This window comes from Pseudoalteromonas sp. (assembly GCF_041613455.1).
GTDB lineage: Bacteria > Pseudomonadota > Gammaproteobacteria > Enterobacterales > Alteromonadaceae > Pseudoalteromonas.
The window spans coordinates 1-12349 of the sequence record NZ_JBFJHD010000084.1 but is presented as its reverse complement, the minus strand read 5'-3'; the positions used below and the strand labels follow the sequence as shown (position 1 = coordinate 12349).

The 12349-nt window shown below is 41.7% G+C and carries 17 protein-coding genes; 4 read left to right on the top strand and 13 right to left on the bottom strand.

Annotated elements, in window-relative coordinates:
• The 6 genes from ABYB02_RS09525 to ABYB02_RS09500 all read right to left on the bottom strand — a co-directional run.
• On the bottom strand, nt 1-191 hold a 191-nt coding region (locus ABYB02_RS09525; RefSeq protein WP_372762236.1), incomplete at its 3' end, for a hypothetical protein.
• Nucleotides 192-546: 355 nt separating this feature from the next.
• Entirely contained in the window at nt 547-765 is a 219-nt protein-coding gene (locus tag ABYB02_RS09520; RefSeq protein ID WP_372762235.1) for a GDCCVxC domain-containing (seleno)protein, read from the bottom strand.
• Nucleotides 753-1142, bottom strand: coding sequence for an organomercurial transporter MerC (merC, locus tag ABYB02_RS09515; protein ID WP_372762234.1), 390 nt, complete (start codon nt 1140-1142; stop codon nt 753-755). Before merC ends, ABYB02_RS09520 begins: the two co-directional genes overlap by 13 nt.
• Before the next feature lie 59 nt (nt 1143-1201).
• The gene (locus ABYB02_RS09510; RefSeq protein WP_372762233.1) at nt 1202-1579 is read right to left on the bottom strand and encodes a MerR family DNA-binding transcriptional regulator; all 378 of its coding nucleotides are present in this window, start codon (nt 1577-1579) and stop codon (nt 1202-1204) included.
• A 157-nt stretch (nt 1580-1736) separates the two neighbouring features.
• Nucleotides 1737-2216, bottom strand: a complete 480-nt coding sequence (bcp, locus tag ABYB02_RS09505; protein ID WP_372762232.1) for a thioredoxin-dependent thiol peroxidase — start codon at nt 2214-2216, stop codon at nt 1737-1739.
• Nucleotides 2217-2227: 11 nt separating this feature from the next.
• Nucleotides 2228-2761: a glycine cleavage system protein R gene (locus ABYB02_RS09500; RefSeq protein WP_372762231.1), complete on the bottom strand. Its 534-nt coding sequence runs from the start codon at nt 2759-2761 to the stop codon at nt 2228-2230.
• Between the two features lie 351 nt (nt 2762-3112).
• Between ABYB02_RS09500 and bamC the strand changes: the two genes are divergently transcribed.
• Nucleotides 3113-4171, top strand: a complete 1059-nt coding sequence (gene bamC, locus ABYB02_RS09495) for an outer membrane protein assembly factor BamC (protein WP_372762230.1) — start codon at nt 3113-3115, stop codon at nt 4169-4171.
• A 66-nt stretch (nt 4172-4237) separates the two neighbouring features.
• A complete protein-coding gene (locus ABYB02_RS09490; RefSeq protein ID WP_372762229.1) occupies nt 4238-5608 on the top strand; it encodes a YjiH family protein in 1371 nt (456 codons plus the stop codon).
• Nucleotides 5609-5655: 47 nt separating this feature from the next.
• Here the strand turns inward: ABYB02_RS09490 and ABYB02_RS09485 are convergent, their stop codons facing one another.
• Both ABYB02_RS09485 and ABYB02_RS09480 read right to left on the bottom strand, forming a co-directional pair.
• On the bottom strand, nt 5656-5823 hold the full coding sequence (locus tag ABYB02_RS09485) for a DUF2897 family protein (protein WP_372762228.1): 168 nt from the start codon (nt 5821-5823) through the stop codon (nt 5656-5658).
• A gap of 69 nt (nt 5824-5892) precedes the next feature.
• Complete coding sequence (locus ABYB02_RS09480; RefSeq protein WP_372762227.1) at nt 5893-6429, bottom strand: acyloxyacyl hydrolase; 537 nt, start codon at nt 6427-6429, stop codon at nt 5893-5895.
• 243 nt (nt 6430-6672) lie between these two features.
• Between ABYB02_RS09480 and ABYB02_RS09475 the strand changes: the two genes are divergently transcribed.
• Both ABYB02_RS09475 and ABYB02_RS09470 read left to right on the top strand, forming a co-directional pair.
• Nucleotides 6673-7266 (top strand): phospholipid-binding protein MlaC, encoded by a 594-nt coding sequence (locus ABYB02_RS09475; RefSeq protein WP_372762226.1) that lies wholly within the window; start codon nt 6673-6675, stop codon nt 7264-7266.
• A 219-nt stretch (nt 7267-7485) separates the two neighbouring features.
• A complete protein-coding gene (locus ABYB02_RS09470; RefSeq protein WP_372762225.1) occupies nt 7486-8823 on the top strand; it encodes an ankyrin repeat domain-containing protein in 1338 nt (445 codons plus the stop codon).
• Nucleotides 8824-8908: 85 nt separating this feature from the next.
• On the opposite strand, the gene ABYB02_RS09465 is transcribed toward ABYB02_RS09470, so the two are convergent.
• The 5 genes from ABYB02_RS09465 to ABYB02_RS09445 form a co-directional block, all read right to left on the bottom strand.
• Entirely contained in the window at nt 8909-9352 is a 444-nt protein-coding gene (locus ABYB02_RS09465) for a DUF2069 domain-containing protein (RefSeq protein WP_372762224.1), read from the bottom strand.
• Complete coding sequence (gene wrbA / locus ABYB02_RS09460) at nt 9349-9903, bottom strand: NAD(P)H:quinone oxidoreductase (protein ID WP_372762223.1); 555 nt, start codon at nt 9901-9903, stop codon at nt 9349-9351. Before wrbA ends, ABYB02_RS09465 begins: the two co-directional genes overlap by 4 nt.
• Nucleotides 9903-10250 carry an arsenate reductase (glutaredoxin) gene (gene arsC / locus ABYB02_RS09455; RefSeq protein WP_372762222.1) on the bottom strand — a complete coding sequence of 116 codons (348 nt, stop codon included), beginning with the start codon at nt 10248-10250 and terminating at the stop codon, nt 9903-9905. The genes wrbA and arsC overlap by 1 nt, the downstream gene beginning before the upstream one ends.
• Nucleotides 10251-10303: 53 nt before the next feature.
• Complete coding sequence (locus ABYB02_RS09450) at nt 10304-11761, bottom strand: M48 family metalloprotease (protein ID WP_372762221.1); 1458 nt, start codon at nt 11759-11761, stop codon at nt 10304-10306.
• A 1-nt stretch (nt 11762) separates the two neighbouring features.
• Nucleotides 11763-12349 (bottom strand): hypothetical protein (locus ABYB02_RS09445; RefSeq protein ID WP_372762220.1); only part of this gene is annotated, 587 nt, incomplete at its 5' end.

Below are 12349 nucleotides of genomic sequence, written 5' to 3'. Positions count from 1 at the left end.
CGCCGTAAGCTGATTGCAGCAATTGACATAATTAACGCTATTAATGCGATATACGGTGATATAACCGGCATTAAGGTATTTTGGCTTGTCAGGTATTCAAAGGCACCCAGCATGAAAAATGACAGCAGAAAGTAGACCATTGCACGATATAGTAAATTAGCGGCACTTATAGAAGTGATTGATAAACGCATGTAAAACAAACCATAAAGTTGCAATATTTTGTGAAAGGTTAGTCTATATGACTTAGAGGTTCAACTTTTTCATTTAAACTAGAAGAGGAAGACTGAGATTTATCTATATGATTTTCTATGGATTATGGTTGCGCAGTATTAATAACGTTTTAGGGTTTTGTTATGTTGGCGGCATCAGCGCTATTTTAAAGCTACACTATGGTAAATATTTTCTCTCTCTGGGCCCTTCGTCCAACATGGCTAAAAAAGGGACTCTCAATTAACATTGGCGTTTTGCATTTAGCAATTGAAAGCACCTACTTAAGCGGTCATTGACTTAGCTGTATTAATGTTTTTGCTTGATACACAGTGAAAGCTAAGAGTTATTGCAGCAGCTATTCCCCTCTTGAATAGGGGGGCACTTAACGGTGCCAAAAGAGCAATAAACACAACAATCACCTTTGAGTGGTTTGAGCAACGTTTTACACCCCTGACATTCGTAGTACCACTGACACGCGTTTGTTGGCATGCGCTCAAGCTTACTAAAGCCGCATTCAGGACACGTGATATTTGATTGTAGTTTTATACTTTGCATACAGACCCCTTCACAGGTTTAACGATATCAAAAACCGACATAATCACCATCGATGTTATGCCAAAGTAAAATACGTAAGTGCTCCAATAGTATTGCCACAACGGGTAAAGTGCTAACAACACTACAAGAGGGCCAATGACACTTAGTATCCCCCTGAGCAAATTCTTATTTTGATACCAGTTGTACACATTAACTAATAAAGCAAGTGCAGCAAACAGCGGCAATACAGTGTTTATTGCTATGCCTTCAAAATGAGACAGAAAACCCAGTCCTAAACCTGCTGCCAATGAACCCAGTGCAGGAAAACATGCAGTGCAGCTTAGTGCGGCTAGCCATACGCCAGCGGAGCCTATTTTATCTAAGATATTATTAATCATAATTACCACCTTTGTTTTAATGGCAGTATAAACACCGTACATAGGTACGGAGTCAATGGCTATTGTAATGCATTAATAATTGGGCAGCAGTGAGGGTCTTGATTAGCTTTGCAAGAATCTGTCATACCTTGAATTAGCTGTTCTAATCTATGTAAATCAGCAATTTTATCGCTAATTAACCTAAGCTTTTTTCGTCCCAGCGATTCAATATCAGCGCAGTTTCCACTCAGTGACATGAGAGAGGCGACTTCCTTGAGTGTGAACCCCAATGCTTTAGCTTTTAAAATAAACCTAAGTTGGCTGGCGAGAATATTATTATAGAGGCGATAACCACTTGCTGGCTTTGGTGGTTGCGTTATTAGGCCTTTACGCTCATAAAAACGGATTGTTTCAACACTTATATCTAAGTCTCTAGCTAGCTTTCCAATGGTTTTCATATATAGGCTCTCTAAAACAATTAGCATCATTATATTATTATTTTAATTTGGCCAGCATCTCTGCTACTGGCCTAGTTCAGCATACAAAAAAGCGCTGCTCTTGAGCAACGCTTTTGTTTTTATTTTTGCTGACACCTGACACCTGACACCTGACACCTTATTCAGTCGCTAAATAATCCAATACCACTTGGTGGTGATCTTTGGTTTTGAACTTATCGAACAGGTGTTTAATTTTACCGTCTTGGCCGATTAAGAATGTAAGGCGATGAATGCCGTCGTATTCTTTGCCCATAAACTTTTTGTAGCCCCATACGCCGAACGCTTCGGCAATGGCGTGATCTTCATCGGCGAGTAAATCGAAGTTGAGTTCTTTTTTGATTTCGAAGTTTTTCAGGCGCTTAATTGGATCGGGGCTGATGCCTACGACACGGGTGTTAAATTTAGCCAACTCAGCTTGATGGTCACGCAGGTTTTCGGCTTGTACAGTGCAACCCGGGGTTGACGCTTTAGGGTAAAAGTACACTAATACTTGCTGCTCTTTTAACAGCTCGCTTAAGGTGATTGTTTCATCGTTTTGGTTTTGTAAACTAAAAGCAGGGGCAGTATCGCCGGCTTGCAATGGGCTAATTTTATTCATAGTTGGGCTCCTTAACGAATGCGTCTAAATATGTAGTCTACGTTGAGAACATGAGAAAGTTCTTCAAAATTAATTTTAAATTGGTCTACATCCACTTCAACAGGGATATTAAACTCAAGCTCGCAGCGCATTTTGGTTACTTCGTCTTCTTCAAAGGTATCTGACTTTAATGAGCAAATAATAATATTGTTATCGGCAAAGTAGCGCGTTACTTTGCTAAGTGTACCTGGCGTGTCTATGCCGGTGTAAACCAAGGTATAACCGCCACGAAATTTAGCTTGGTTATGGCTTGAGGTACGTTTCATCATGGTAAGCAGGTCCAGCTCCATCGCTTTAGTGGGCAAGGTATGCTCAATGCGGCTAATGGCAGACATGTCGCCACTAAGTAACATAATGAAAGTAAATTCGTTACCTAAAATAGCAATTCGGCTGTCGATAATGTTGCAGTGGCAATCACTGACTAACTGGGTGAGCTCACTAACAATACCCGATCTATCCTCACCTATAGCCGTTAACACAATTTGATGATTTGAAAATGCAGTCATGGACGTAAATACCTAAGTTACTTGGATAATAACAACGGAGATGGCAACAAAAAATAAACAATAACAGTTGCTCGGCGGCAAAGTTTAACATAAAAACGGGTTTAAACTAGACAACGAGCCAATTTTAGCAGTTTTAAAGTACAGTGTTTCTTGTTTTTACAGGCATGGGAAAGTACCATAGCCAAAATGTGTCTATTTGTCGCTTACTTTGGTAACAGGGTGTGGGCGTTGAGCAATCAGACAAAAAAATAACTTATGTAAAGTTAATATTGATTTTACACTGAACCAAATCGGCATCACCCACTCATATATTTGTTAAAACAATTAAGGGTATGCTAAGGAGAATTATCTGTGCAGTATTGGATCCCAAAAGCACTAACAGTAAGTGTATTGGTAAGTTTATCAGGATGTAGTGTATTTAATAATGAAGCGCATAATGAACGTAATTATCGTGCGTATGAACCACTAAAAGTGCCTGCCTCGTTATCGCAACCAGCCCAAGATCCAACATACAAAATGGATGTAGGTCAATATAACAACAATCCCGATGCGACTAACTACCGCCCACCCGCACAAGTACTTACGGTAGCTAAGGGCAGTTGGGTTGAAGAAACAGATAAAAATGCCCGTGTTTATTTTGATAAAAATGACGGAATTGATGACCTAGATGAGTTTATTTGGAATGCCATTAATGCGGTGCTGGCCGACAACGACAGCAAAGCAACTAAGGCAGATAAAGCGTCAGGCATTATTGAAACAGATTGGTATGCTATTGTTAAGCCAGAAGAAAGCTGGTTATGGGGCGACGATGAAAGCGTTGATCTAGAGCGCTTTAGATTCAAAATTGAAGAAAAATCGCATCAACGTACCGCGTCATTAACGGCAGAGCTCATTGACTTTAAAGGGGAGCAGTCGCTCACTGATTTACTGAAACAGCAGTTAGAAGTACGTGCACTGAATCAAATTATTAGTGAAGTCGATTACCGTTATCGCCAATTAGAAGTGGATATGCGCAAGCGCCAAGGGATTATTTCGTTAGAAATGGGCTTTGACAATAAAGGCAATGCGGCACTTGTGACAGAGCAGTCTTACAACGATGTATTTGACCGCTTTTCTGGCTTTTTAGAGCGCTTATCGTTCACTATCGTAGAAATTAACCCAGACACCGGATTAATTACCGCCGATTATAAAAAACCAGAATCAAGTGTGTGGGATTCTATTTGGGGCGACGAAGTTACTCCGTTACCGATTGATGAAGGTCAATACCAAATATTAGTCAGCAAAACTAAGCAAGGTGGTACTAGCCTTACATGGATGGATAATCAAGGTGAAACACTTGAGCCGGGCACCATGAATAGCTTGCAACAAGCATTAGAATCTGCTCTTATTCAGCGCGGTATTAAAATTTAATAATAATAAATGTTTTACACAAAAAGAGCTGTTTGCTCTTTTTGTGTTTTTTATAGGTTAAAAAATATGTCTCAGTCACTTACTACCTCAGCGTTCAACTTACGTACCTGGTTTGTTTTTATGGTTCCCTCATTAATTGGTGTGTTTTTGTTTATGACAACGGTTTCTTCAGGGGAGTTTATGACGATTCCAATAGCGATAATGGCAAAAGCATTACAACAACTAATTGCCGACAGCGCACAATTAATTATGACCTTAGTTATTTGTATTACCGGGGTTCTATCACTTGTTTTCAGCGTGTTTAAGCCGGCATTTTTGTCAAAAACACCATTATTAAACCACCTATTTAATGTTAGTTGGCTTTGGCTGACGACCCGCTTATTTGGTATGGCGTTTGTATTAATGACCTACCTAAAAATAGGGCCGCATGCAATCACTTCGGGCAATACCGGCGCGCTGGTGTTAAACGATTTACTCCCGGTGTTGTTTTCGGTGTTTATTTTAGCGGGGTTATTACTGCCATTATTATTAAACTTTGGTTTGTTAGAGCTAGTGGGTACTTTATTAACGAAAGTAATGCGCCCACTATTTGGTGTACCGGGCCGCAGTGCGGTTAACTGTGTGGCTTCGTGGCTAGGCGACGGCAGTGTAGGTATATTAATGACGGCGCGTCAATACGAAGATAAATACTACACGCAACGTGAAGCGGCGATTATTGGTACCACCTTTTCGGCTGTGTCGATCACCTTTTGTTTAGTGGTGATTGGTCAAGTTAAACTAGAATACTTATTTGCACCATTTTATTTAACTGTGTGTTTAGCCGGTATTGTGGCCGCGATTATTGTGCCGCGTTTACCACCATTACGCTTTAAAAAAGATGTGTATATTGATGACAGTGCGCCTGATGTAAATGCCGAATTAGTACCGGCAGGTAAAACCTTATTAGGTCATTCGTTAGATGTTGCCTTAACAAAAGCACACCAAGCGCCAAGTGCTAAAAATACCTTAAAAGAAGGAATACATAACGCATTGGACATGGTATTTGCCGTATTGCCAGTGGTTATGGCGGTGGGCACATTAGCGTTAATTATTGCTGAATACACTCCGGTATTTCAGTATTTAGGCATGCCGTTCATTCCGTTTTTAGAGCTATTACAAGTGCCAGAAGCGGAGCTGGCTTCGCAAACCATTATGGTGGGCTTTGCCGATATGTTTATTCCCTCTATTTTAGCCGCAGGCACGATTGAAAGTGATGTAACGCGCTTTATTATTGCTGCAATGAGTGTGACTCAGCTTATATATATGTCGGAAGTTGGCGCACTGTTACTAGGTAGCAAAATCCCAGTTAATATTTTTGAGCTGTTTGTTATTTTCATTCTTAGAACGCTGATCACCTTACCGGTTATCGCGCTAATGGCGCATTGGTTAGTAGGTTAGTTGCTAACGCCTTAACGGCAGAAAGTAACTAAAAAAGCCCTGATAACTCAGGGCTTTTTTGTGTCGGTAGGCTTTTTGCTATCGGCTATGACGTTACTGTCTTTGCGTGTAGTTTTTTTAAATGGCATATTTGCCGAGTGCTTTATCAGCGCAAGGTTACCAATAATAATCGCAAAAACGATAACAACAATTAGCACCATGTGCCACGTTTGCATAATATTTTACTCAAGGATAAACACCCTTCAAGTGTGGCTGCATTGTGGCAAAATATCAATACAGTCGCGTTAAAAACGCCTCGCCATCGACAACGAAATAAAATCAAGCCCAGGGTTTGGCGATTTAAAGCCCGCGTTAGAGTAATGGATCACTCTGAGTGCGACATTGGTTTCGCCAAAATCAGCCACTAAGCCAATGCGGTCTTCAAATTGATAGTGAGTACTTATGTTTTTATCGGCAAACTGAGTTTCATCAATCAACGATATGCCAATTCCCGCTTCAACATATATGGGCGTATTACTTATACTAAAGGCCGGAAACTGAAGCACCGGCGATACCGCGAGCACGAGGTTAGACTGGCTATTATCGCCATGGCGATATTGCCAAAGGTTAACGCTGCTTTCAAAGTAAAAGCGCGCATCGCCAATCAAAGCTTGTAGCGAGTGTGGATGGTATTGATAGGCCAGTTTTAGCCCAGTTACATTGCCAGACCCTTTCATTAGGTCTATGGCATAGCCATGCTCTGAACGGGCATGAGTGGTGTGGCTGGTCAGAGCCAGTAGCGTAAAAAACAAAGTAGTGAGCGCTTTATAAAAGGTATTCATCGTTCTCTGTGTGTGCAAAGCAATAAGTGGCGTAATAATAAGGGCGTGATCATCAGGGTTTCAATGGGGTGAAAAATAGGGTTGTTGATGCCTTGTTAATGCATCAAGTTAACTGGTTGAATTTATAAAACTTATATAATTAATGCCAAATTAGCACTAATAAGTTGCTTATTTGTGCCTTTTTAATTTGAAATTATTAGCGTAAATTAACGCCATCTTACTCTTTTAACACACTACGGTATTATGAAACTTATAAAGCTTTTTTTGCTCGTTGGCGTTTTATTTAGTGGCTCGTTGTTTGCACAAGCCCAGCAGTCGCCGCAACTGTTACTTAAAAGTGTCGCAGACACCTTATTTGCCGATATCGGTAAAGTAAATGCTCAAGGTAATGCCAGCAAAGAAGCGATGGCAAGCATTGTGGCAGAGCGCTTAATGCCGCACATAGATATAAAGTTTGTGTCGTTTAAGTTATTAGGCAAGCACATCAAAGGTATTGAGCGTGCGCAAGCAGTTAATTTTATTGATGCGGTAGAGCATTACTTAACGGGCACTTATGCCGATGCATTAATGAAGTACACCGGTCAAAAGGTGGTGTTTGAGCAAGATAATGCGTTAAGTGATGCCGACTATGCCACGGTTAAAACACAAATAATTGAGCCTAATAAACCCACCATAGATATTCATTTTAAGCTGCGTTTAGGCAAAGATAACCAGTACAAGGTATACGACATTGTTGCCGAGGGTATTTCGTTACTCAGCGCAAAACAAAAAGAAATTACACAACGTATTTCAGACGTTGGTTTAGACAAAGTAATTGAAGAATTAAAGCGTAAATAACGCGCGATTATTTAGCGCAAATTAGACCCAACTCCAACCTCATAAGCAGCCTATTTGTAAACCAATAGGCTGCTTTTATATTTTCTGAATAATGACATACTTAGCGCTAGCGTGGCGATCAAGGTGTGCTAGAATATCACCTCGTTGATTAAGCGTGGTGTCAGCTAACAGCTGCTAACTTACCTCCCACCCAAGCTACACTGGAGTTGTGTTGTTTTAATGGAAAATGTACTGATTTGGCCAAAGGAATACCCATTACTTATCAAAGGACTTGTGGAACAAAATGGTGCCTTTATTTTAGATGCGTTAGAAGCTTGGCCTGCTTGTCGTTCTACCCATGAAGATGATGGTGTATGCACTACCGTTTTGCCGCCGATATTTTATTTAGCCTGGTTAACACCGCTTGAACCATTTGAAGAGTGTTATTTTCAACATATTAGCGAGTATGACGAGGACGCACAGGCCTATATTAGCGCAGTTAAAGCGCATTATTATGACAATGACTATACCCCCGAAAGTTTAGTGTTAATGCTGTGCCAGCGGCTGGAAAAATACGCCAGTGTGTCGGCGCAAAATAGCCTGTCTACGCCGCAATCGCTGATTAGCTTATTTTTTGCTAAACGTTACTTTACCCTAATTGAACATGCCCTCAATAATGGCAGTAAACTCTCTGCTGTTGATACTCTTGAACTGTGGAAAGAGGTTGATTTTAGAGAGCGTTTAAGTAGCTATATTCCGGAGTCGATTAGCGACCTTGATCAATTAGCTGAGCTCACCGCAGACAAGGTCGCCAAAGGCAAAGATTACTTTACGTTATTAACGCAAGTGTCGCCCGACGTCGACTCTGTGGTGTTGCTAGAGCAAGCGTTACTGGCGCATTTAAAGAAAAAAACCGCCAAGCAAATGATGGCGATGCGCTTTATTGAGCAAGGTGCTACTGGCACGCTGGCCGATGAAAATAACAAAACAGCGTTTATGTGGGCGGCCGAAAAAGGCTACGTAAATGTGGTTGAAACATTACTCAGCAAGCAAGATGCTAAAGCGGTCGATAACAGCGGTAATAGTGCACTTCATTATGCCGTATTAGCAAAAAATGAGTCGCTTATGGTGTTACTGCTAAAAGCCGGTTACGACTTTAGAATACGCAATAGCGAAGGCTTAAGTTGTTATCGCTTAGCGGTGAGTATTAAAGCCAACAATTTAGTAAAGTGCCTAGAGCGCGACTTTGGCATTAAAGAACTCTCCCCTGAAGGGCAGTTTGCGCGCATTAAAAAAGTGCATAGCCTGCACGCCATTGTAACGTTATTGTTTCCCTTGCAGTTGTTTTTCTTTTTTGATGAGTCTATCAGTATTAAAAGTGAACTTACCCTTGGGCTAACTATGCTCGCGGTGGTGTGTTACTTTTTTGCCGTTATCCTTAAGCGCTGTGCGCTATACCCGCATATTAAGCACCCATGGGGCTTGTTTGTGTTAAGAGGCTGTTCGTTATTAAGCTTACTTGGTCAATTGGGCTTGGCCAGTATTGTGATGCTTGCGGCACTTAGCTCACTGGTGTAACTGCATCATCCATAGCTACAAAAAAACGCGCTAACTAGCGCGTTTTTTAATGCATAACACTATCTATACCAATTGGTATAACACTTTATTTATCGTGCTCGTGAGCGGCTTTTTCTTCGGCCAGCTCTTCTTTAAGTTTACGAATTTTTAAGCCCAACTCCTGGCCACGGTGCCGTGCATAGTAGGTACAGCCAATGAACATCGCCGAAGCAAAAGCTAATTCTAATAACACCCATATTAGCTCGCCTTCGGCGACCCACAATAGTGTTAGGCCATGAATAAAGTAAATCATCACCACAAAGTTAGCCCAAGCGTAAGTGTATGTTTTGTCTTTAATAAATCCTTTAAGCGGTAACAATAACGGCAAAATATACACGGCAAAAATAAAACCATTACTATGGCCTTCTCGCGGTGAAAAAACAAACATCCACAGTGGCATTAATAGTAATAACCCCACATAGCCAAACAATGCTAAACGTTGAAATTTTATCGTAATGGGTTTTTTAGCTGTTACTGCAGCTGCTTTCATTGAAGTTTTCTCGCAATTTGAGTGAGTCGAGTACCGACACTTTGACAGATCTTAATTTCATCTTTCGTGAGCTGGTTACTGTTGCCGCTACCAGCGACATGCGTTGCCCCATAAGGTGTACCGCCGCTTTGCGTGGCAAGTAATTCGGGAACATCGTAAGGCACCCCCAATAGCATCATGCCATGATGTAGCAAGGGCAGTGACAAGTTAAGTAAGGTGGCTTCATTGCCGCCATGCATACTACTTGATGATGAGAACACACAGGCTGGCTTGTCGATTAACTGGCCTTTTAACCAGAGATCGCTGGTGGTTTCCCAAAACGTTTTGGCCTGCGATGCCATCATGCCAAAGCGGGTGGGCGTGCCAAAGGCGAGGCCGTCGCAATGAATTAAGTCATCTTTAGTGACAACAATATCGTGCGGGTTCTTAGCTACAAAAGTTCGCAGTAGGGCGGTTGCGCCTAGCTGTTCAATGGACTCGGCTATTTCATGCGCCATCGCTTCCACTGAGCCGTGGCTTGAATGATACAGCACCACTATGCGTGTGGTCATTATAACACGCTTAATACATTTTCAGGCGGGCGGCCTAACGCGGCTTTGCCATTGTTTACCACAATAGGGCGCTCAATTAATTTTGGATTTTCAACCATGGCGTTAATTAATGCGCTCTCGTCGTGTTGCTCTTTTAAGTTTAGTGCTTTGTAGCTGTCTTCTTTAGTGCGCATTAGCTCACGGGCAGATGAAAAACCAAGCTGCTTGACTAAAGTCGTGATTTGCTCATTGTTTAACGGTGTTTTTAAATACTCCACAATGTTGGGCTCAATTGCCTTACTTTGTAATAAAGCTAACGTTTCGCGCGACTTTGAACAACGCGGATTATGATAAATCGTAACAGACATAATATGCTTCCAATAAATGAGTTGTGGCTATTCTAGGCGAAGCGCTTGCAGACTTAAAGCCTAGCAAGCTCTTTTTGTAACAGTCGGTACTGGGTAAGCAGCGCTTTTAACCTTTGCTGTTTAACCAGCTCGCTGGGCTCGATGTAATTAAGTGCTTTTTGTATTTCATCGGCGGCTTTTAAATAGGCGCCGTATTGCGATAACACATCGGCATTGGCTTCATGGTAAGCAGCCAGTTTCTCTTGTTTTTTATACGCTTCAGTTAATAGCTGTTTACCTAAGTTATGCTCTGGTTTTTCCAATAAGAAGGTTTTTAAAACGGTTTCGGCCAATTCATATTGTTTTGCCTCAAGTGCGGCGTTGGCATAATTTAAAGTGATAACTTGGTTATTTGGGCGGTTATTATTCAACTCGGCTAAATAACTTACCGCTGTCGCCGCTTTCTTTTGCGCAATTAGTAAATCGGTTTGGGTGTCGATATAAAATAAGTTTTTCGGATCGTCTTTTAGCAGTGTCGCTAAAATAGACTCGGCTTCATCAAGCTTTTTTTGATCAATTAAACTAATAGCCAAACCATACTGCAGCGCAATGTTGCTAAAGCTATTTTCACGCAAAAGCTTTCTAAACAGAGATTCGGCGGCTTCGGGTTTATTATCGTAACGTGCCAGCACGCGACTTTTTGCTAAGTTAAACTCTAAGCTTGGATTGATTGTACGTGCAGGGTATTGCTGCGCGCGCAAGCGCACATCTGACACGCGGCTTTCGGGTAAGGGGTGAGTGAGTAAAAAAGCGGGGGGTTTATAGCGATAACGAATTTGCGCCGCTAATTTAGTTAAAAACTCACTTGATTCGCGCGGATCAAAGCCTGCGTTTTGCAGCGTTTGCATGCCAATCCGGTCGGCTTCTTGCTCAGCCGAGCGACTATGGGTTAATTGGCTAAAAGCCGCTTGTGTTTGGTTGGCCGAAATAATTGCAATCCCAGCATCGGGTGCCACCACTGCCGCTAATATACCGGCAATCATACCGGCAATGGTAAGTGCGCTGTTATCTTGTTGCTGCTGAATGCGCCGTGCTAAATGGCGCTGGGTAACGTGAGCAATCTCGTGACCTAATACCGAGGCAAATTGACTTTCGTTATCAGCTTGCGCAATCAGCCCCGTATGCACGCCCACATGGCCACCGTAAAAGGCAAACGCGTTGATCTCAGCATTATTTAACCAAAAAAATGAAAACGGAAAGCGCACATCGTTTGCATTTGCCACTAACCGACGACCTAAAGTAGTCAGGTATTCATCAAGTACCGGATCGTTAATAACCGGCGATGAACCGCGTATTTGCATCATCATGACTGCGCCAATGGCTTGTTCTTTTTCAAGCGGCAGTGCTTGTAATGCTGAGGTACCTAAATCGGGCAGTTTAAAGTTAGTTTGTGCCTTTAACGGCTCACTTACCAGTAGGCTAAATGTAAGCACGGCACTGCATAAAGTGATAAAGGCTGATTTTAGCTGCATTTTATTCCCTGTTAATTTGTTCACCCAGTGCAATTTTTGCTATGTTTATTTCATCGCTGCTGGCTCGGCTGTCTTTTTCACATAATTGGTAAAGCTCTTTTATTGTGACCCCATCTAGCTTTACTACGTTCAACTCTCGCTGTAAAAAAGTAATAATTTTATGCACCACCTTGTGCGCATGTAAAATAATGGCTTTATCGGCCTTATCGCCTTGTTCAAAGTAAAAGCCAATAAACTTATGTAATTGGTTAATACGAATAACGTTTTTCATCGCCAGTGGATCCCACACATTAAATTCCATAAAACGGTTGTTTTTAATGTACTGGTCAACCATAACATCTTTAGCATAGGGGAACGCCCACAGTTCAAAGCCACGATCGGTAAATACTTGGTGTAACGCAATGCGTGGCTTGTTTTTACAATGAATTTCGCCAAGTGCATCTTCATAACCGTCAAGTAAGTCGAGGTTCCAATTACGCTTATTGATTAATTGTTTGACGGCATTATCGAATCCGTGCTCTAAAATACCTTCTGCTTCGCTGACAGAAGACGCAACCAAATGATAAAACGGTGGTAGCTCGCCCCAAT

Excerpts from the sequence above, each read along its gene's own strand:
- ABYB02_RS09510 (WP_372762233.1), bottom strand. The coding sequence starts at position 1,579 with ATGAAAACCATTGGAAAGCTAGCTAGAGACTTAGATATAAGTGTTGAA.
- ABYB02_RS09450 (WP_372762221.1), bottom strand. The coding sequence starts at position 11,761 with ATGCAGCTAAAATCAGCCTTTATCACTTTATGCAGTGCCGTGCTTACA.
- bcp (WP_372762232.1), bottom strand. The coding sequence starts at position 2,216 with ATGAATAAAATTAGCCCATTGCAAGCCGGCGATACTGCCCCTGCTTTT.
- ABYB02_RS09480 (WP_372762227.1), bottom strand. The coding sequence starts at position 6,429 with ATGAATACCTTTTATAAAGCGCTCACTACTTTGTTTTTTACGCTACTG.
- ABYB02_RS09500 (WP_372762231.1), bottom strand. The coding sequence starts at position 2,761 with ATGACTGCATTTTCAAATCATCAAATTGTGTTAACGGCTATAGGTGAG.
- ABYB02_RS09490 (WP_372762229.1), top strand. The coding sequence starts at position 4,238 with ATGTCTCAGTCACTTACTACCTCAGCGTTCAACTTACGTACCTGGTTT.
- ABYB02_RS09485 (WP_372762228.1), bottom strand. The coding sequence starts at position 5,823 with ATGCAAACGTGGCACATGGTGCTAATTGTTGTTATCGTTTTTGCGATT.
- merC (WP_372762234.1), bottom strand. The coding sequence starts at position 1,142 with ATGATTAATAATATCTTAGATAAAATAGGCTCCGCTGGCGTATGGCTA.
- wrbA (WP_372762223.1), bottom strand. The coding sequence starts at position 9,903 with ATGACCACACGCATAGTGGTGCTGTATCATTCAAGCCACGGCTCAGTG.
- ABYB02_RS09465 (WP_372762224.1), bottom strand. The coding sequence starts at position 9,352 with ATGAAAGCAGCTGCAGTAACAGCTAAAAAACCCATTACGATAAAATTT.
- ABYB02_RS09475 (WP_372762226.1), top strand. The coding sequence starts at position 6,673 with ATGAAACTTATAAAGCTTTTTTTGCTCGTTGGCGTTTTATTTAGTGGC.
- arsC (WP_372762222.1), bottom strand. The coding sequence starts at position 10,250 with ATGTCTGTTACGATTTATCATAATCCGCGTTGTTCAAAGTCGCGCGAA.
- ABYB02_RS09470 (WP_372762225.1), top strand. The coding sequence starts at position 7,486 with ATGGAAAATGTACTGATTTGGCCAAAGGAATACCCATTACTTATCAAA.
- ABYB02_RS09520 (WP_372762235.1), bottom strand. The coding sequence starts at position 765 with ATGCAAAGTATAAAACTACAATCAAATATCACGTGTCCTGAATGCGGC.